Genomic DNA, 19,269 nt, shown 5'->3' with positions numbered 1-19,269 from the left:
CAAGCCCACGCGTGAAACCTCACCACGCCGAGAGCGAACAATCACCCGTGAAGTTTGTCGGCTCACTCATCATCGCTGTCGTCTTTCTCACCATCGGGCTGGGCCTCGGCCTCTTTGGCGGCACCTGGGCCGAGCTCGCCCGCACCGCCAACGCCCCCGCGCCGACGACCGTCCAGGGCGTCATCGAGTCCGTCGGCGCGCCGATCAAGAAGTCCGGCCGCCGCCGCTCGTCCTACATCCTTCCCGTCGCCTACCGCTTCGAGCACCAGGGCGTGGAGTACCGCGGCGAAACCGTCGGCCGCCACCACACCCGCCTCTCCAGCCGCCTCCGCCGCTCCGAGATGGAGCAGCTCCAGCGCACGCTGACCGCGGGCTCGCCGGCGACCATCGCCTTCGAGGCCGCGGACCCTGCCCGCAACTACATCCCCGTCCCTTCGCTTGACGCCCGCAACCAGCGCGGCCTCTACATCGGCAGCATCATCGCCGCCGCCCTCACGCTCATCGGCGTGGTCAGCCTTTTCGACGCCGGCCGCAAGCTCATGGCCGGACGACCGACGTACCCCAAGCCCGGGCGCGAGCTGCACGAGATCCCGCGCCAGCCGCTCATCAACCGCGACGGCCGCTGACGCCGCTCACAACCTCGTTCACGCGCGGGGCGCGTTACTGCTGGTACACCACCACCAGCATGATGTCGCTGGGCGCGAACCGCCGGTTCATCCCCTCGGGCGCCCGCATCCCCTCGCTCCCGCCGCTCGCGCCCGGCGTCTGCGGCGACAGGTTCCCGAACACGTTCACGACCTTCGCGCCCGTGTTCGCCAGGAAGTCGTTGACCTCCTTGGTCAGCCGCGAAACCTCATCTTCCTTGCCGATGAAAATCCGTACTTGCTGCATTGCTCGCATCCTCTCCTCGCTTCCCCACTCTGCCACTTCGCCACTCTGCCACTTTGCCACTTCGATCACCGGGCGTACTCGATCGCCCGCGTCTCCCGCAGCACCGTCACCTTGATCTCGCCCGGGAACGTCATCTCCTCGCTCACCTTCTTCGCGATCTGATGCGCGATCAGGTACGCCTCGTCGTCCCCCACCTTCGCGGCGTCCACCATTACCCGCACCTCGCGCCCGGCCTGGATGGCGTACGCCTCGTTCACGCCCTTGTAGCTGAGGGCGATGTCCTGCAGCTCGTTGAGCCGCTGGATGTACTTCTCCATGCTCTCGCGCCGCGCGCCGGGCCGTGCCGACGACACCGCGTCCGCCGCCATGATGATCGGCGTGTAGAAACTGGTGGACGGAATATCACCGTGGTGCCCGCCGATCACGTTCAGGATCGGCTCCTTCTCGCCGTACTGGCGGGCGAAGTCCATGCCGATCTTGGGGTGCCCGCCCTCCATCTCGTGATCCATCGCCTTGCCAATGTCGTGCAGGAACCCCGCCCGGCGCGCGATCGTCCCGTCCAGCCCGAGCTGGTCCGCGATGATCTGCGACAGGAACGCCACCTCGATCGAGTGCCGCAGCACGTTCTGCCCATAGCTGGTGCGGAAGTGCAGCTTGCCCATCGCCTCCAGCACCTTGGGGTGCAGCCCGCGGAGGTTCACCTCCAGCGACGCCTCCTTGCCGTGCCGGTTGATCTGCTCCTGCACCTCGCTCCGCACCTTCTCCACCACCTCCTCGATCCGAGAAGGGTGCATGCGCCCGTCCTTGATCAGCCGCTCCAGGCTCTCCACCGCGATCGCCTGCCGCACCTTGTCGAAGCACGACACCACGATCACGCCGGGCGTGTCGTCCACGATGATGTCCACGCCCGTGGCCTTCTCGATGGCGCGAATGTTCCGCCCCTCGCGCCCGATGATCCGGCCCTTCATGTCGTCGCTGGGAATCGCCACCGACCGCACCGTGCTCTCGCTGGTGTGCTCGCTGGCGTACCGCTGGATCGCCATCAGCGTGATCTCACGGGCCTTGTCCTTCGCGCTCGACTCGGCGTCCTCCAGCGTCTTGCGGACGACCTTCGCCACCTCGTGCCGCGACTCTTCCTCCACGCGCTGCAGCAGAAGGTTCTGCGCCTGGTCGGCCGACATCCCCGCCACCCGCTGCAGCAGCTCCTTCTGCTCGCGGTAGACCCCCTCGATCTCCTCCTCCCGCGCGTTCAGCCGCTCCTCCCGGCTTCGCAGCTGGTCCGCCTGACGGGACACCTGCTGCTCCTTGCTCGCCAGCTGCTCTTCCTTGCGGTCAAACAGGTCCTCCCGCTTGGTGAGCCGCCGCTCGGTCTCCCGCAGCTCCGCCCGCCCTTTCTCCAGCTCCTCCTCGGCCTTGGCCCGCCGCTCCAGCAGCTCCTTCTCGGCCGCGAGCCGGATCTTTTCCGCGTTGGTCTTGGCCTCCGCCTCCGCCTTTGCAAGCGTCGCGTCCGCCTCCGCCTTCGCGTTCGCCAGGTTCTTGGCCCCCACCGTCCGCGCGATCACCACGCCCAGGCCAGCACCCACCAGCAGCGCGGCCACCGCAATCCCGGCCAGCGCACCGGTCCCGATCTCTGCCAGCAACAGTTGATTCACCACGCCTGCGTCCTTCGCCCATTCCACGCGCCGGCACTGCCGGCATGAAGCGACGGACACTCAGCTTCGCAACTCAGCCACTCAGACCAGCCCAGCCCCGCTACGACGCCACGCAATGGATCGCGCGCGCACCACCCCCCGCCGCAACCGGCTGCCGGGTTCTCGCGCCGACCTCTTCAACCTTCAACTCCTTGCGCCGTCGTCTTCTCCGGGTTGCAGAGCCGTGCAGACCCTGCGGCCCAACCCGAGGCCGCGGGCGTTCTGAGTGCTGTTCAGGCTCGTTCAGGGCGGATAAACGCGTGATGAATCATGGATGTGCCCCGACCAAGCTTTGCAAAGCCGTGTCCGACTTTCAGCCCGCGCCGGTGAGCTGGACAATGAGCAACTCCGGCACACCCCCGCGGGCTGGGGTATGCTAGCAACCGCGCCGACCCGGTGTTTCCGGCCCACGGCGCAATTTCACTTCGATCCATACCCGGGAGACCCATGAACAGGATGCGAACCGCTCTCCTGCTCGTTGCCGCCGCCGCCCTCCTCACCGGCTGCCAGGACCAGCTCCGCGACGCCGTGCCGACCGTGGGCGTCGTCCCCATCGAGGGCGTCGAGACCGCCGCCCAGGGCCTCCCCCCCGCCATCGACGTCCAGAACCACCGCGGCTCGGTCACCATCATCGTTGACCCGGCCGCCCCTGGCCCCTCCGTCTCCGCCCTCCCCCACGTCTCTGGCCCGGTTGACGCCACCATCCGCTGGACCGCCGCCGCCCTCCAGGAGGACAACGGCCGCCCCGTCCTCCGGGTCCTCTCCAGCCCCGAGGAGACCGGCGCCCCTGACGCCCCCGTCAACATCACCATCACAGTCCCCGAGTGCGGCGGCGTCCGCGTCCGTAACGACGGCGGCCCCGTCACCCTCCGCAACGTCGCCGGCGCTATTGAGGTCCACACGGGCCTGGGCGCCAACGACGGACGCGCCATTGACATCGAGACCATGGAGCCGCTGACCGACCCCATCCTGCTCCGCGCCGAGCGCGGCAGCGTGCACCTGCTCATGGGCCGCGGCAGCGCGGGCAACCTCAACGCCACCACCCAGCGCGGCCTCGTCCAGTTCGACGGCGGTCGCGCCAAGGTCGGCAACGTCAAGCTCAGCAAGTCCGAATGGTCCGGCACCATCAACGCCGGCGCCAGCGATCAGCGCATCGACGTCGAGCGTGGCGACGTCTTCGTCCGCGTCGGCCTCGAGGACCCGCTCACGCTGCCCGGCGCGCGCTGGCTTGCACGTGATTGACGTACCGCGCCACCTGCGACACCACGAAGTCCTTGTGCGCAGGATTGAACGCAAACTCGAACGCCACGCCCGCGTAGAGGTTCTGCGCGCTGTCCAGGTGCGTGTGCACCACGCGCCCCGTCAGCGCCAGCGGCGCGGGGATGTGCGGCATCAGCTTCACCCGCATCCAGATCAGGCGTGACCGCTCCGCCGCCACCGCCTCATTCTTCCCGATCATCAGGCCCACGCCGCCGCCGCCGATGTTCATCAACCTCGCACTGAACGGCGGCCCGACCTCCGGAAGCAGGATCGAGTCGGGCGTCTGCAAGCCCACGTCCCCGCCCTGCTGCATCTCCAAAATCGCCGCCCGGTTCGCGATCTCAGCCGGCGTCACCGTCGTCGGGTCCAGCAGCGGCCAGCACTCCACCTCCGGCAGGCACAGCGCCGCCGTCGAGATGCGCAGGAAGTCGCGCCGCGCACACCGCTCCACCGTCTCGGGAGCCTCGATCCGCAGCCCCTGCACCCGTGAGAACTCCGGCGCACTTGCGCCCACCACCCGCGTGTGGAACATCCACCGGTTCTGGCCCACGGCCATCACCCCCACCAGCCGCGTGCCCTCCTCGAACTTCACCGGCTGGTTCATCGCCACCGGGTGCTCGAGCACCAGCTCGCGATTGCCCACGGCCAGCAGCCGCGACCGCCACACCAGGTCCGGCGAGTCCGTGTCGCCCTCGGGCTTGGCCACCGAATACTCCAGCCCGCCGCCGCGAGCCGCGATCTGCAGCAGGAGGTCTCGCCAACGGTCAGTCCTTGAACGGTTCGCGGGCATCTCTGGAACTCCAATGGGCGTTTGCGCCTCTCCCGCAAATCGGAGAGACTTGCCCCTGAGTTCACATTCCTGCGCTGCTCGGGGGCCTGTTCGCGCCGACAATGCCGGGCCCGATCGTTACCGGACTCAACGGCCCTCGCGCAGCGCCGTCAGTTCAGCTTGAGCCGCGCTCAGCCGCCCTGCCTCGTGCCCGAATCGCGCCGCGTACACGTGCTCAAAGATCGCTGCGGCCCGGCGCGCCAGTCGTGGGTTTCTTGCCTCGATCGCCCGTAGATGCGCCAGCGGCGGCGACCACGCCGGCTTCTCGTACCCGTGCCCCGCCAGCACCCGCAGCAGCTCGCGATACACCCGCCGCTCGGGACCATCCATCGCCCACCCGAACGCCTCCGCCCGCCTCCCGCGCCGCTTCCACTCCCGCGCCGTCGCCCATACCAGCCCACCCACCGCGATCGCGCCGCCAATCACCCACGCGGCCGCGCCGGGCGTCCCCACCCACCACCACACACGGTGCACCGCCTTCGCGCTCCGGCGGTACCACTCCGACGACTTCTCCATCAGCCTGGAGAACCCGAACTGCCCCAGCAGCCGCTCCTGGTCCTGGGCCCCGAATGTCGCGACATTGATGTTCCAGAAGTCCGACAGCGACGCGTACATCTTCGAGAGCGTGTCGATCACCCCCGCCTCGCGCACCACCTGCCCGGTGGCCTCCGGCGTCGCGTCCATCGTCACCCACCCGCCGGGTCCCGTGTCCACCTCCGCCCACGCGTGCGCATCCGACTCGCGCACGACGTACACGCCGCGAGCCTCATCGAACTCCGCCGCAAGATACCCCGCCACCACCCGCGCGTTGATGCCCACCGAGCGGCACATGGCCGCGAGCGCCGAGGCGAAGTACTCGCAGTGCCCCCGCCGCCCGTCGTGCAGGAACCACTCCGTCGGGTCCACCCCTACCGGCGACTTCAGCTGGTCAGTCGCGTATTCGAAGTTCTGTCGCAGGTGATTCTCGAAAACCCGCGCCGCCCGCTCGTCATCCACCAACGCGCGTTTGGCAGAGTCCGGTTCGATGTCCGCGCGCCGCAGCACGTCCCACGCGTAGGCCTTCACTTTCTCCGATGGGTACGGGGCCGCGTCATGCCGCACCACCACGCTCTCATCCCGCGGCGGCACCACGCTCCGCACCCAGTAGTTCACCCGCCCTCCGTCGCCAGCGCGCGAAATCCGCCCCGTCGGTCGCTCGTACCGCAGCGTCTGCTGCTGCAGACTTGGATCCAGCTTGACCTCCTGCGGCCGGTACAGTGCGAACATCGGCGTCTCACGCCCGCCGCCGCTCAGCACCGTCACCTGCTGCTCGATGACCTCGCCGCTTCGCCGGGCCAGCGTCACCCACCTCCCGTGGTTTGCCTCGTACTCAAAAGCACCCGCCCGCCTCGCCTGCCAGGTCGTCGAGCCCCCGATCCCGTACTGGTCCAGCACCGCGCCGCGCAGGTAGAACGGCTCGCCGAACCCGCCCAGCGGCACGCCGGCCTTCGTGAACCTCACCTCCATTACCGTCGCGTACGAGCTCGAGATCAGCGAGCCCTCGCCCGGATCGACTTCTTCGGTGAACCCCACCTGCTGCATCGGGCTGCGGATCGAGATCCCGAACTCATCAGTCCCCATCCCCCGCGGCACCACCACAAAGATCCCGCCGGAAACTACCAGCCCCACCAGCAGCACCGTCGCCCACAGTCTGAAGAACGCCCCCCGCCGCACCACCAGCCCCGTCGACGGCACCCCCGCCGCCGCCGGCGTCCACACGCCCACCGCCCGCGCCCGCCCCGCGAACACCTGGAACATCATCACGCCCGCGATGAGCAGCGGCAGGTGCACGGCCCACACCAGCCCCATCAGCAGCGACGAACTCCCCAGCGTCGACCCTACGGACATGAACATCGAGAGCGTCAGCAGCTGCCCGTAGTCCCTGATCTTCCGGCGCTCCCACAGTTTGATGATCAGGATCGCGATCAGGAACTCCGTGAACGACATCACCAGGTCCGTCGTCGCGAACGCCCGCAGCACCGCCACCACCAGCATCACCAGCAGGATCGAGTTGGACAGCCAGCGCGGCAGCCCGCGCCACCCCTTCCGCTGCGCCCGGTACTCCGTCACCCACCACCCCGTCAGCGCTATCGCCAGCACCGGCGGCACCAGGAACATCATGCTGTTCGCGATGCCGAAGCCGAACATGCTCACGACCACGTTCAGGATCAGCACCAGCCGGAACCGCTGGTCAAGGTTCATCCCACCGGCACCGGTGCCGGCATGCACGAGGGGGTTCACTCGTCACCCCCCGTCCACGCCTCTACCAGCTTCCACCAGCGGCTCGTGCGTTTCCTGTCAGTCTCCTCAAACCTCGGATGCCAGCCCGCGGGCAGCCCCTCCGAGTAGTTGCCCGAGTCCTCGATCAGCACCCGCTCGCCCGCGATCCCCTCCGGGCCCGCCCCAGCCGAGCACACCAGCACCACGCCGTCCTGCGGCCCGGCGAACGCCAGCCCCTTGCCTGCCCCGCCGCCGCCGCCCCCGACCGGGTTCAGCGTCGCCAGTGCGTCCATCATCCGGTCCAGCTTCGCCGACGCCCGCGGGTGCTCCAGCACCCGCCCATCCGCCAGCGCCAGTCCCGGCTCCAAGCCATTCCGCACGGCCTGCGCCAGCAGCCCCGCGCCAACGCTGATCACCTGCTCATTGTTGACTCCCCCGCTGCTCACGGTCCCGTCACCCACATCCAGCTCAAAGCAGAGCACGACCCACACGCGGCGCGACGGGCGCGACGCCATCTCCCGCACCACCGCGTGGCCTAGGCGCGCCGTGCTCCGCCACGCGATCGACCGCAAACTGTCCCCGTGCGCAAACTCCCGCAAGGAGTAAAACTCGTCCCCCGTCCGGCTCCGCCGCACTGTCTGCCCATTCCCACCCGCCCCCGCCCTCGCCCGCAGCAGCCCCTCCCGCACCGGCGCCGTCCAGGGCCTCACCGCCACCCGCCCCTCCTGCACATACGTCACGCTCTTGCGCGTCAGCCCGAAGGGGAACGTCGACCACACTTGCACCGGGCCGAACTCCGCGATCCCCCGCCGGCACGCCAGCGCCCGTGTCTCCACCACCACCGACCCACGCGGCGGGATGTACGCCGCGAACGCCGGTCGCATCCGCAGCCGCCCCGGCCAGCTCACCACCGTCCGCCGGTGCCTCGCCAACTCCTCCACCGTGATCGCGTACGCCGGGAACACGCGGCTGCGGTTGTGCAGCCGATACCGGATCACGACCTCATCACCCACCTGCCCCACCGGCGCGACCTCGCGCTCCACGCCGATCTGCATCAGCGTGCCGCCGCTCAGAAAACCCGAGATCAGCAGCCCCGCGACCCCCAGCCCAAACAGCCAGAACAGCATGTTGTTCTGGCTGTTCACCGCGCCCACCACCAGCACCATCGTGGTCAGCACATACGCCAGCCCACCCCCATTGAAGTGGTACCGCCGCCCCACCACCCGGGCCATCTTCCCCGGCAGGCTCATCGGCTTGGCAACTCGTGCACTTGCGGGCATGGAAGACAGGACGCGACCTCCTCACCCCACCCTACGCGTCCATTGCAGTAATGGGTTCACCCAGCCCACAACCACCGTCCGCTCACCTCGATCTGCTCCCGGCTATCGGTTCCCGTTCTTCTCTTCGCGCCTTCGCTCCCCTTCGCGACCTTCGCGTTCAACCCCTCACGCCCCCGCCTTGAACTCCGCCGGGCTCGGCAGGTCCTTGATCGACGCCAGCCCGAACTGGTCCAGGAACTGCTTGGTCGTCCCGTACAGCATCGGGCGCCCCAGCTCCTCCGCCCGCCCCTTGATCGTGACCAGCCGCCGCTCCATCAGCGTCTTCAGCACCTCGCCGCATGACACCCCGCGGATCGCCTCCAGCGCCGCCTTCGTCAGCGGCTGCTTGTACGCGATGATCGCCAGCGTCTCCACGGCCGCCCGCGACAGCTTCCCGCTCACCCGCGTCTTGTGGTACTCCGCGATCTTGTCCGCAAACGCCGGCAGCGTCATCAAGCGGTACCCGCCCGCGACCGACTCCACGCGGAACGACCGGTGCGTCTCTACGTACTGCGCGTTGAGCAGCTTGACCGCTTCCGCGATCACCGCCGCGCCCGCCCCCAGCTCCGCCGGATCGCACGCGGCCTCATCGCCCGAGCCCTTCGGCTTTACTATCCCCAGCCCCTCCGCCAGCCGCTCGCCGGGTGACGGGCGATCGATCGACAGCAGCACCGCCTCCAGCACCGGGGCGATGTCCTCCGCCTTCACGCCAAGGTCGATCACCACCGCCGCGGCGCTCTCTTTTGCCCGCCGCCGCTTCCCCTTCTCAGGCTTTACTTCTGGCACCGGATCGAGCGGCGCGCGTTCAGCGACTTCCGAGGGCGTGTCCGCGATCTCTGACTCCGGCTTCCGGTCTCCGGTTTCCGGCTTCACTTCCGCGACGTTCGTCTCACCATCCATGCGACCGGATCCTCCGGGCTTGCGCTGCTCGTTGCGGGGTCTCCGACCCCTGCCGCGCAAGTGTACCAACCCGGCCCCGCCCCGGTGTTCCCAGCAGCGCACCCGCCAGCCATCCCCCGCATTTCCGATGGTTCTCCCCAACCTTGGTCCCACCTTCGCCGATAGGTGATTGTGGACTCATCCACATCGTGTATGGTCCACGCGGAGGCAACGATCCGTTCTCCCATGCTCCCCAAGGCCCACGACATCCCCCGCGTGGAAGTGCAGACCGAGGAGGAACGCCCCGGCGGCTGGTCCTACCTCGTCATCATCCACCGCACCGAAGGCGCCCAGGAGCACACCGTCACCCTCTCCTGGCGTGACCACGACTACTGGTGCGGCGGCGCAAGCGCCCCCTCCCGCGTCGTCCAGGCCGTCATCGAGTACGTCCTCCGCAACGACGCCCCCGCCCCCCTCCCCCTCAAGTTCGACGCCGCCAAAGCCCGCCGCTGGCTCCCCCGCATCGACCAGGAACTCCGCGCGGCCATCTAAAGACATTCACCACAGAGCAACAGAGGCACAGAGAAAGGCGACGGATTGGATCCATTCCACTCCTCACACGCTCTCTCCGATCCACCTTCCCTCCCGCCTTCCCGTCCTTCTTCTCGCCTTCCTCTGTGTACCCTCCGTGCCTCTGTGTCTCCGTGGTTACGTGCTTCACGCAGGAGCACGCAGCCCCTCCAGCTCCCGCCGCAACTCCAACTCCCGCGCGATCACCTTCCGCGGCACCCGCACCGGCACCCCCGCGATCTTCACGCGGCAGAACCCGCCCCACCCCGCCTTCTCGTCCACCACCTCCACCGCCTCCCACGGCACCGACATCGGCGGGTGCGACTTCTCGAAGAGCGGGATCATCCGCACGTGCAGGCACTCCTCGTCCATGCGGAACCGCACGCAGTTGTTGTAGTTTCCGAGCGAATGAAACCCGATGCTCCCGAACGCGCTGGCCGCGTTTGCGAGGGGCTCCCGCGCCGGGAACTGGGCTGCAAGCTTCCGCCACCCTGTGACGAACCCCATCGCCCACATGACCAGCCACACCGACCCGAGGGACAGGCCGATCATCAGGCCGACCAGTACCGCCATGTTGACCTGCGACGCTGTCATACAACCCTCATACGGATTGGGCACTCGCCCGTTTCGCACCTCGCGGGATCCCCCGCGGAGGGTTCCCAAGGCCTCCCCACGCGCGTACTATTGGCCCCCACCAGGAGTTCACCGCCTTGGCCAAGAAGTCCTTCCGCTGCAAGCTCGTGACCCCCACCGCCGCCCTGGTGGACGATCAGGTCAAGTACGTCTCCATTCCGGCGTGGGACGGCCTCATGGGCATCCTGCCCGGGCGCGCCCCCATCCTCGCCCGCCTGGGCCTGGGCGAGCTCCGCATCGACTTCGCCGACAGCGACAAGGGCCAGGGCGGCAGCCGCGCGTTCCTGGTTGAGGACGGTTTCGTGAAGATGGCCGGCGACGAGCTGACCATCCTCGCCGAAAGGGCTGTCCCCGCCGAGAACCTCACCATGGCCGACGCCGAGGCCGAGCTCCGCGCCGCCCAGGCGGCCCCGACGGCCTCGTCCCCCGACGCCCGCGCCACCGAACTCGAGAAGCGCAACAAGGACCGCCAGCGCGCCCGTGCCAAGATGCACCTGGTCAAGACGCGCGGCGCAATCTGATTCGCGCCGACCGCTCGCTTCGCCCCGCATCCCACATCCCAAACCGCACATCCGAGAATATGTTCGGCCCCGCCCGCGCCCGCCCTACGCGCCCGGCAAAGTGAACGCGAACGTACTCCCCTCGCCCCGCCCCCGCGACTCGGCCCACATCTTCCCCCCGTGCCGCTCCACGATTTTTCGGGCAATCGCCAGCCCAGCCCCCGTCCCCCCGCCGTAACCCTCTCTCCCGTGCAACCGCCGGAACATCCGGAAGATCGCCTCGAACTGCTCGGGCGGGATTCCGATCCCGTTGTCCGCGACCCGCACGGTCACCCACCCCTTCGCGTCCACCGACGCGCTGATCCGCACCTGCTTCACCGCGCTCTCGTTGTACTTGAGCCCATTGGCGATCAGGTTCGACAGCACCTGCGCCGTCCGCGCCACGTCGCAGCGCACGCCGATTTCCCCAAGGCCCCCATCCGCCGTCACCTCCGCGCCGCTCTCGGCGATCCGCCCCGCCAGCATCGACACCGCTTCCTTTAGCGGACGCGCCAGCGTCGTCGGCTCCAGCTTCAGCACCTCGCTGTTCACCCGCGCCGACTCCAGCAGCGAGTCCATCAGCGACTGCATCCGCCCGCACAGCGCCTGGATCCCCTTCAGCCGCTCGCGGTCCTTGTCCTGCAGCCGGTCTTCCAGGTCATCCTCGAGGAACTTGGCCAATAGCCGCAGCCCCCGCAGCGGCTCCTTCAGGTCATGCGCCGCCACGTGCGCGAACTCCTCCAGGTCCTGATTGCTCCTCGCCAGCGCCCGCGCGTGAGCCGCGGCCGCCTCCTCGGCGAAGTGCTGCTCCGTCCGGTCCACCATCATCCCCGCCCACTCGCACAGCTCGCCCTTGGCATTGAACACCGGCCCTGAGGTGTCGTCGATGTGCCGCCACTCGCCCGTACCCTCCACCCCCGGCGTGAACGGCCGCCCCGGCGCCCCCTGCCACAACCGGTAACGCGCCTTGAACGCGGCGCCGCTCTTCACCGCCTCCGCCACCGCTGCCCGCACCTGCTCGCGGTCCGCAGGATGGATCGCGTTCTCCCACCCGAACCCTTGCGCCTGCTCGAACGGCTGCTGCGTGAACCGCTCCCACGCCGGCAGCGGCTCGGTCATCCGCAGCTCCCCGTCGGTGATGCACAGCAGCGCGTTCACCGACTTGAGCAGCGTCTGGAACCGCGCCTCGCTCCGCTGCAGCCGCTTCTCCCGTTCCCGGATCTGCGTGATGTCCAGCGACGCCGCCACCGCCCCGGTCGAGCGTCCGTGCTCGTCCAGAATCGGTGCGGCGTCAATGCACAGCGTCCGGCTCTCGCCGTCCCTGAACACGATGTCCATCTCGTACCCCCGCACCTCCCGCGCCTCCCGCGCAGCGATCGCGATCGGAAACTCCTCCGGCTTCACCTCCACCCCATCGTGCAGGAACGTCGCCCACCCCAGGCATGCGCTCCCGCTCGGTGCAAAGTTGAGCGACACCGCCGCGCCCACCTGCGACATCGGCCCTTTGCTCTCATGCACCATCCGGTACTGCCGGTGCGCCTCCGCGTTCCCCGTGACGACCTCGCAGCCCACGTCGTGCGCCAGCCAGATCGCCACAGGCAGCGTCCGCGCCACCGCCTCCAGCGCCGCCCGCGCCTGGTCCCGCTCCGCCCTTACTTGCACATTCTCGGCGACAAGGTGCTCAGCACTTTTGAGTGCCGCCTCAGCCACACTCGCCACCGCCGGCTGCGGAGGCGATTCCGGCCCCTTCGACCTGGGCTCGGAAGGCCCGCCGTCGAACCGCGCGAAAGCCCCGCGCGTCCCGGCCGCCGCCTCACGCCCCCCCGGCTGCTCCATCGGATCCATAACGGATATCAGAGACCCGATTTCCGGGCGCGTCAACGAGCCCCCGCGAGAGCACTGCGCCACAAGGGCTCATCAACCCAACTGAACACCAAGTTTCCCGCCACTACACCGGCACGACCCGGTCACCCGCCACCGCGAACACCCCGTCTCCACGCCCGCGCGAGAGCGGCCCCCCCGCCGTGAACCTGGAGAACGCCGGCAGCACGCCCACCCCCGCCCCCACGTGGAAGCACGCCATTTTGATAGAGTCCGCGCTGCTCCGCAGCGTCACCGCAGGGTGCAGGTGCCCGCCCCACACGAACCGCCCCGCCATCGGCGCCGGCACGTGCGTGAACGTGAACGGCCCTTCCTCGTACACCTCCGGCAGCACCGTCATCCGCCACGCGTCCTGCACGTGGCGCAGCCCGCGGTCGTGGTTCCCTGGCACCAGCGCCAGCTCCACGCTGCTCGAAGCCCGCCAAGCGGCGAAGCACTCGATCATGGCCCCGGTCAACCCCGCCGGCGCGTGCAGCAGGTCCCCGAGCACCATCACCCGCGCCGCCCCCGTCACCCGCACCGCATCCTCCAGCCGCGCGATCACCTCATCCATCACCCGCGGCACCGGCATCCCGTTCACCCGCATCGCCTCGCACTTGTCCAAGTGCACATCCGCTATGAGCAGCGTCCGTGCCCGCGCCCAGTACGCCGCCCGGTGCGGCAGCAGCCACACCTCTTCGCCAGCCACCTCTACCTGCAGCGCACCGTGCCACCGAGATGTCTTCATCTCGGTGGTCTCCCCCACATCCGACATTCGATATCCCACATCCGACATCACACCTCCCACACCCTCTTCATCTTCTCCACCCGCTCCGCCAGGCTCTCGCTCGTCAGCGTCGCCGCCTGCCGCTCCAGCAGCAGCGGGAACGACAGCGGCGTCAGCCGCTCCGGCTCCACCACCACGAGCCTCGACGCCGCGATGCGGTCCAGCGTACGCGCGAGCCGGCTCTGCTCAAAGTGCTTGTCCATCACCTCCCGCCTGGCCTGGTGGAGCAGCAGGTTCCCCGGGTCAAAGTCGTTGAGCACATCAAACAGCAGCCCCGCCCCCGCCTGGAACTGCCGCCCGCTCTTCCTGGACCCCGGGTAGCTCTGGAAGACCAGCCCCGCCACCCGCGCGATGTCCCGGAACTGCTGGCGCGCCAGCTGCGTGATGTTCACGCTCTCCAGCGTGTCTTCCACGAGCCGCTCGCGCGTGAACAACTCCCGCGTCAGCAGCTCCGCGAACGGGAACTCCTCCGCGCACAGGATCTCAAACCCGTAGTCGTTCGCCGCCAGCGAGAACGACGCCTTCTTCAGCCTCGACAGCCGCAACGCCAGCACCGCCGCGAGCCCCCCGCTCACCTGCCTCCCCTCAAAGGGGAACACGAACAGGTGCGTCCCCTCCCGCGTCCGCACGATCTCCACCAGCACCTCATCGTGCGCCGGCACGTGCGACCACCGCTGCTGCACCTCCGCCAGCGGGCGCGCCGCCTCCAGCTCGATGCAGTCAAACTCCCCCTTCGCGGCCCGCTCCAGCTCCCGCCGGATGGCCTCCGCCAGGCTCTCGCTGATGGGCAGCTTCGTCCCGCCCCACATCGGCGTATACGTCACCTTCCCCTTCCCCGGCCGCACGTACGCCGTCAGGTCCTTGATGAACGCGAACTTCAGCACCTTCCCCGCGAACACGAACTGCTGCCCCTCCCGCAGCTGCGCGATGAAGTTCTCCTCGATCCGCCCCAGGCTCCGCCCCCGCACCATCCGGATGTCCATCGACGTGTCGCCGGTGATCGTCCCGACATTCAACCGGTGCAGCGTTGCGACCTTCGGCTTGGTGACGTGGTACTTCCCATCCTCCCCCAGCTGCACGCGGTGGTAATCGGGGTACGCGCTCAGCGTCCCGCCCCCATCCCGCACCAGCGCCAGCGCCCACTCAAACTCCTGCCGCGTCAGCTCCCGGTACGACCACGCCCGCCGCACTTCCTCGTACATTTCCTCCGCCGCAAACCCGCCCCCCAGCGCGCACGTCACCAGGTGCTGCGACAGCACATCCAGCGGCTTGCTCATCGGCATGCGCGGCTCAATCTCCCCCGCATCCAGCGCCCGCCGCGCCGCCGCCACCTCGAACAGCTCCAGCGCGTGCGTCGGCACGCACGTGATCCGGCAGGGCGTAAACGGCCGGTGGCTGCTCCGCCCCGCCCGCTGCGCCACCCGCGCGATCCCCTTGGGCGACCCGATCTGGAACACCCGCTCCACCGGCGAAAAGTCCACACCCAGATCCAGCGACGAAGTCGCCACGCAGATGCGGATCAGCCCGTGCTTGAGCCCATATTCCACCCGCTCTCGCTCCTCGCGATCGATCGACCCGTGGTGCAGGGCCATAATGGGCCCCCACTCCGGCTTCGCGTAGTGGATCGCGTGGAACCACCGCTCCGCCTGCGACCGCGTGTTCGTGAACAGCAGCGTCGGCACCTCAGGGTCAAGCGCCTCCACTACCTCCGGCAGCATCACCAGCCCCAGGTGCCCCGCCCACGGCAGCGTCCTCAGGTTTTTCGGCAGCACCGTGTCCACGATCACCGGCCGGTCCATCTTCCCCCGCACGATCGCCGGCTCCACGCCAACGCCCACAACCGCCCGCGCCGCCTCCTCGATGTTCCCCAGCGTCGCGGACATCGCCCACGTCCGCACGTCGGGCGCAAACTCCCGCAACCGCGCCAGGCACAGCTCCGTCTGCGTGCCCCGCTTGCCCGTCATCAGCTCGTGCCACTCATCGACGATTACCGCCCGCACGCCGCCCAACTGCTCCCGCGCGTTCTCCCGCGTCAGCAGCAGCGACAGCGACTCCGGCGTCGTGATCAGGACATTGGGCAGCCGCGCGCGCTGCCGCGCCCGCACCGACGCCGAGGTGTCCCCCGTCCGCGACTCGATGGTGATCTTGAGCGAGAGCTCCAGCACCGGCGCCTTCAGGGCCAGCTCGATATCCCGCGACACCGCCCGCAGCGGCGTCACGTACAGAATCCGCAGCCCCTCAACCTTCTTCCCGCCCCCCTCATCGATCAGCTCCGCTAGCGGCCCCAGGTACGCCCCGTACGTCTTCCCCGCCCCCGTCGCCACTTGGATCAGCCCGCTCCGCCCTGCCGCGTACGCCTCCCACGCCTCCTGCTGAAACGGCCACGCCCGCCACCCCCGCGACGCCAGCCAACCCTCAATGACCTCCCGCCCACCCGCGCGCACAACGTCCGAACCCCCATCACGGGGCTTGCCATTCTTGCCTTTCGCGCGCGCACCACTCACCCAGCTTTATACGCCGCACGCCCCGCGACCTTCCCCCCCCGCCTTTCACTCCGCGAAACTCCGCCCCCTCCGCGTCACTCCGCGGTAGCGCCTCCCTCCGTCCCCTCTGTGTTCCGCCTTCACTTGCCCGCAGGCACAACCCCCAGCTCCGCCGCCACTCCCCACGCCGCCGGCGACCACGCCCCCACCCGTGTCACCTCAACCAGTGCCGCCCGCCGCGCCGCCTCATCGACCATCCCCCGCGTTTGATCCAGCCGCAGCTGCGCCTCCACCACTTCCGCCTCACGCTTCGTCCGATACGGCCCATCGACCCACCGCAGCGCATCCGCGAAACGCTCCGGCAGCGGCTCGGTATGCCCCATGTCCGCGTACTCATCCACCCGCACGTTCAGCCCCTCGCGCTCGTAGAACTCCGCGATCATCCGCACCGGCCGCTGGTTGAAGTCATGTTTCCCCGTGATGGCCACGCACCGCTGCTGCTTCGCGAGCTTCAGGTACTCCGCCTTTGGCCTCCCAAAGCTCGCCGCCCACGCCGTGCCATTCCCAATCGGAATCGCCTCGTACGTCGCCATGCCCCCGGTCGCCACCGCCCCGCTGAAGACATCCGGGAAGCACAGCCACAGGTGCGTCGCCACCTGCCCGCCCCCAGAGAACCCCGTCACGTACACCCGCCGCGGGTCCACCAGGTGTCGCTCGCACGCGGTCTCCAGCGCGTCCATCGCCACCTGCCACCGCTCCACAACCGATACCGTGTTCCCCCCGAACTTGGGCGGCGCCACCACGATCAACCCCAGCTCATCCGCGGCCCTCTCCATGAACGTGAGGTCCAGCCCCGGCGGGAACTTGATGAACACCAGCAGCCCCGCTGCGCTCTTCGGGTCATACCTCTTCGGCAGCCGCATCACGAACGTCTGATCCTCGACCTTTCGCTGGCTCGGCTCCAGCGTGCTCCCCCGCCCGCCGTTCATCCGCTCCGAAATCAGCTCGCGATCAAACGCAAACACGGACTCCCGCGGCACCCCAACCACCTCGAGCCACCGCCCTACCTCGATGTCACTCGTGTACTCGCCGCGGTACTTCGCCCAACTCATCGCCAACCGCGAGAACTTCGGCCCGTTCAGCCGCGTGCCTTTCGCCTTCCCTCCCGCCGACTGCTCGTACAGGTCCCGCGCGTAGTAGATGCCCCTCACATCGCGCAGCACCTCGATGGTCCCCTGCTCAACCTGCCCGCCCTTCCGCTCCCCCTCCAGGTGCAGCACGTACACCCGCTCGCAAGCGCCGGGCAGCGGCACCACGGGCCCGCCGCTCGTCGCCCTCAGTTCCAGGCACCCCTTCGCGTCCAGCCTTGCCCACACACCCCGCAGCTGGTCCAGCATCGGCGAGCTCGGCGTCTCCACCTCCGGCTTTACCTCCGCCGAGGTCACCAGCGCCGCCTTGGCCGGCTTCCCGCCCACATCGAACGGCCCCGCCACCACTGCCTGCACCGTCACCACCAGCAGCACCAGCACGCTTACCACACGCACCAACCGGCTCGTCATCATGCTCATTGAAACGTCCTCACCCGCTCCCGGTTCCACCCGCCGCCCGCCCCCACCTACCCCTTAGCATCCTCAAGCCCTCATCCACCCACCCGGCACGAACGAACCCACACGCGCATGCCGCAGCCATCCGCCACCCCCACCACGCCCGCCGCCCGCCCAACCACCCTCCGCGCCCTCCGCGCCAGCGGCTGGCAGTCCAGGTCAGTCAAAGAAGAGCTCCGCGACAACCTCATCGCCGCCCTCAAACGCGGCGGCTCCGCCGAGGACCTCTTCCCCGGCATCGTCGGCTACGACGATACCGTCATCCCCGAGCTCATCAACGCCATCCTCGCCTGCCACGACATCCTCTTCCTAGGCGAGAAGGGCCAAGCCAAAAGCCGCCTCATGCGCTCCCTCGTCCGCTTCCTCGACGACGCCATCCCTTACCTCGACATCCGCGCCACCACCCCCTCCGACTCCGCGCCCTCCGCACACTCCGCCAACTCCGCGGTGGTCCCCTCCCCCGTCCACGAAGACCCCTACCACCCCATCACCGCCGCCGGCAAGCGCTACCTCGCCGAGATGGGCGACGACGCCCGCATCTCCTGGTGGCCCCGCCAAGACCGCTACGCCGAGCGCCTCGCCCCGGGCACCAAGTTCGCCGACATCATCGGCGAGATCGACCCCGCCAAGCTCCTCTCCGGCGCCAGCATGTCGGCCGAGGAGTCCCTCCACTTCGGCCTCATCCCCCGCATGCACCGCGGGATCTTCGCCATGAACGAGCTCCCCGACCTCGACGACCTCGTCCAGGTTGGCCTCTTCGACATCCTCGAAGAGCGCGACGTCCAGATCCGCGGCCATCCCATCAAGTTCGACATCGACGTCCTGGTCCTCTTCTCCGCCAACCCCTCCACCTACAACCGCTCCGGCAAGGTCATCCCGCAGCTCAAGGACCGCATCGGCGCCACCATCCAGACCCACTACCCCCGCAGCCGCGACCTGGGCATCGAGATCATGGAGCAAGAGGCATCCGTCGACACCGGCGGCGAGTTCCCCGTCATCGTCCCGCACTTCATGAAGGAAGTCGTCGAGCAGATGGCGATCGTCGCCCGCAAAAGCAAGTACATCGACCAGGCCTCCGGCGTCTCCGCCCGCTTCTCCATCGCCAACTACCGCACGATGATCGCCAGCGCCCGCCAGCGCAGCATCCGCCTGGGCGAGAAGCCCGCCGTGCCGCGCATCAGCGACCTCGCCCACTTCCAAGCCAGTGCCATCGGCAAGCTCGAGCTCGACCTCATGGGCAGCCACCAGATGAGTGAGAAGCAGACTTTGGACGCCATCCTCGCCGAGGCCGTCAAGGTTGTCTTTGAGGAGTACATCGACAAGCTCGGCCTTTCCGAGATCGGCGAGGTCTTCAGCAAGGGCGTCAAGATCGAGGTCGGCGACATGCTCCCCAGCAGCCACTACGAGAAGCTCATCAAGCGTGTCCCCAAGGTCTGGGACAAGGCCTTTGAGGTCAATGCCAGCAGCGACCCCGCCGTCCGCGCCAGCTGCGCCGAGTTCATCCTCGCCGGCCTCTGGGCCACCGACACCATCTCCCGCGCCGAACGCCACGGCCGGCTCCACTACGAACTCTGACCCTCTTTACGACGCCGGGACTGAGCTGCTCTGAGCGAAGTCCCGGGTTGGCAGCGACACAGGTTTCGCGAACGCCCTCCCGGCCCCAAC

16 protein-coding genes are annotated in these 19,269 nt (G+C 68.7%); 5 read left to right on the top strand and 11 right to left on the bottom strand.

The window, feature by feature from the left end:
• Positions 1–47: 47 nt before the first annotated feature.
• Positions 48–626 carry a DUF3592 domain-containing protein gene (locus tag VD997_00880; protein ID HYE60523.1) on the top strand — a complete coding sequence of 193 codons (579 nt, stop codon included), beginning with the start codon at positions 48–50 and terminating at the stop codon, positions 624–626.
• 34 nt (positions 627–660) lie between these two features.
• Here the strand turns inward: VD997_00880 and VD997_00875 are convergent, their stop codons facing one another.
• Together VD997_00875 and rny are read right to left on the bottom strand one after the other, a co-directional pair.
• A complete protein-coding gene (locus tag VD997_00875; GenBank protein HYE60522.1) occupies positions 661–891 on the bottom strand; it encodes a hypothetical protein in 231 nt (76 codons plus the stop codon).
• Between the two features lie 65 nt (positions 892–956).
• Positions 957–2,546, bottom strand: a complete 1,590-nt coding sequence (gene rny / locus VD997_00870) for a ribonuclease Y (GenBank protein HYE60521.1) — start codon at positions 2,544–2,546, stop codon at positions 957–959.
• Between the two features lie 492 nt (positions 2,547–3,038).
• Here rny and VD997_00865 point away from each other — a divergent pair, with 492 nt between their 5' ends.
• Positions 3,039–3,824: a hypothetical protein gene (locus VD997_00865; GenBank protein ID HYE60520.1), complete on the top strand. Its 786-nt coding sequence runs from the start codon at positions 3,039–3,041 to the stop codon at positions 3,822–3,824.
• Here the strand turns inward: VD997_00865 and VD997_00860 are convergent.
• The 4 genes from VD997_00860 to scpB form a co-directional block, all read right to left on the bottom strand.
• Positions 3,787–4,632, bottom strand: coding sequence for a flagellar brake domain-containing protein (locus VD997_00860; GenBank protein HYE60519.1), 846 nt, complete (start codon positions 4,630–4,632; stop codon positions 3,787–3,789). The two genes, VD997_00865 and VD997_00860, sit on opposite strands and share 38 nt — an antisense overlap.
• Positions 4,633–4,758: 126 nt before the next feature.
• Complete coding sequence (locus tag VD997_00855; protein HYE60518.1) at positions 4,759–6,951, bottom strand: DUF3488 and transglutaminase-like domain-containing protein; 2,193 nt, start codon at positions 6,949–6,951, stop codon at positions 4,759–4,761.
• A complete protein-coding gene (locus tag VD997_00850; GenBank protein ID HYE60517.1) occupies positions 6,948–8,210 on the bottom strand; it encodes a DUF58 domain-containing protein in 1,263 nt (420 codons plus the stop codon). Before VD997_00850 ends, VD997_00855 begins: the two co-directional genes overlap by 4 nt.
• 165 nt (positions 8,211–8,375) lie before the next feature.
• Positions 8,376–9,149: an SMC-Scp complex subunit ScpB gene (gene scpB, locus VD997_00845; GenBank protein HYE60516.1), complete on the bottom strand. Its 774-nt coding sequence runs from the start codon at positions 9,147–9,149 to the stop codon at positions 8,376–8,378.
• A 225-nt stretch (positions 9,150–9,374) separates the two neighbouring features.
• Between scpB and VD997_00840 the strand changes: the two genes are divergently transcribed.
• Positions 9,375–9,680 carry a hypothetical protein gene (locus VD997_00840; protein HYE60515.1) on the top strand — a complete coding sequence of 102 codons (306 nt, stop codon included), beginning with the start codon at positions 9,375–9,377 and terminating at the stop codon, positions 9,678–9,680.
• A gap of 165 nt (positions 9,681–9,845) precedes the next feature.
• Here VD997_00840 and VD997_00835 read toward each other — a convergent pair whose 3' ends face one another.
• Positions 9,846–10,292, bottom strand: a complete 447-nt coding sequence (locus VD997_00835) for a hypothetical protein (GenBank protein HYE60514.1) — start codon at positions 10,290–10,292, stop codon at positions 9,846–9,848.
• 116 nt (positions 10,293–10,408) lie between these two features.
• On the opposite strand from VD997_00835, the gene VD997_00830 reads away from it, so the two are divergent.
• Complete coding sequence (locus VD997_00830) at positions 10,409–10,852, top strand: F0F1 ATP synthase subunit epsilon (protein ID HYE60513.1); 444 nt, start codon at positions 10,409–10,411, stop codon at positions 10,850–10,852.
• Positions 10,853–10,936: 84 nt separating this feature from the next.
• Here the strand turns inward: VD997_00830 and VD997_00825 are convergent, their stop codons facing one another.
• The 4 genes from VD997_00825 to VD997_00810 form a co-directional block, all read right to left on the bottom strand.
• Positions 10,937–12,580, bottom strand: coding sequence for an ATP-binding protein (locus VD997_00825; GenBank protein ID HYE60512.1), 1,644 nt, complete (start codon positions 12,578–12,580; stop codon positions 10,937–10,939).
• Positions 12,581–12,818: 238 nt separating this feature from the next.
• Positions 12,819–13,478, bottom strand: a complete 660-nt coding sequence (gene pdeM / locus VD997_00820) for a ligase-associated DNA damage response endonuclease PdeM (GenBank protein HYE60511.1) — start codon at positions 13,476–13,478, stop codon at positions 12,819–12,821.
• A gap of 47 nt (positions 13,479–13,525) precedes the next feature.
• A complete protein-coding gene (locus VD997_00815) occupies positions 13,526–16,021 on the bottom strand; it encodes a ligase-associated DNA damage response DEXH box helicase (protein HYE60510.1) in 2,496 nt (831 codons plus the stop codon).
• A gap of 119 nt (positions 16,022–16,140) precedes the next feature.
• The gene (locus VD997_00810) at positions 16,141–17,568 is read right to left on the bottom strand and encodes a PHB depolymerase family esterase (GenBank protein HYE60509.1); all 1,428 of its coding nucleotides are present in this window, start codon (positions 17,566–17,568) and stop codon (positions 16,141–16,143) included.
• Between the two features lie 108 nt (positions 17,569–17,676).
• Between VD997_00810 and VD997_00805 the strand changes: the two genes are divergently transcribed.
• Positions 17,677–19,179, top strand: a complete 1,503-nt coding sequence (locus VD997_00805; GenBank protein ID HYE60508.1) for a magnesium chelatase — start codon at positions 17,677–17,679, stop codon at positions 19,177–19,179.
• Positions 19,180–19,269 lie beyond the last annotated feature (90 nt).

This window comes from Phycisphaerales bacterium (genome assembly GCA_035627955.1).
Lineage (GTDB): Bacteria > Planctomycetota > Phycisphaerae > Phycisphaerales > UBA1924 > JAEYTB01.
This window is presented reverse-complemented; position numbering and strand designations above follow the sequence as displayed.

Bases quoted from the DNA above. Each gene is read 5' to 3' on its own strand.
- VD997_00875 (HYE60522.1), bottom strand. From the start codon at position 891: ATGCAGCAAGTACGGATTTTCATCGGCAAGGAAGATGAGGTTTCGCGG.
- VD997_00865 (HYE60520.1), top strand. From the start codon at position 3,039: ATGCGAACCGCTCTCCTGCTCGTTGCCGCCGCCGCCCTCCTCACCGGC.
- VD997_00860 (HYE60519.1), bottom strand. From the start codon at position 4,632: ATGCCCGCGAACCGTTCAAGGACTGACCGTTGGCGAGACCTCCTGCTG.
- VD997_00850 (HYE60517.1), bottom strand. From the start codon at position 8,210: ATGCCCGCAAGTGCACGAGTTGCCAAGCCGATGAGCCTGCCGGGGAAG.
- scpB (HYE60516.1), bottom strand. From the start codon at position 9,149: ATGGATGGTGAGACGAACGTCGCGGAAGTGAAGCCGGAAACCGGAGAC.
- VD997_00840 (HYE60515.1), top strand. From the start codon at position 9,375: ATGCTCCCCAAGGCCCACGACATCCCCCGCGTGGAAGTGCAGACCGAG.
- VD997_00835 (HYE60514.1), bottom strand. From the start codon at position 10,292: ATGACAGCGTCGCAGGTCAACATGGCGGTACTGGTCGGCCTGATGATC.
- pdeM (HYE60511.1), bottom strand. From the start codon at position 13,478: ATGAAGACATCTCGGTGGCACGGTGCGCTGCAGGTAGAGGTGGCTGGC.
- VD997_00810 (HYE60509.1), bottom strand. From the start codon at position 17,568: ATGAGCATGATGACGAGCCGGTTGGTGCGTGTGGTAAGCGTGCTGGTG.
- VD997_00805 (HYE60508.1), top strand. From the start codon at position 17,677: ATGCCGCAGCCATCCGCCACCCCCACCACGCCCGCCGCCCGCCCAACC.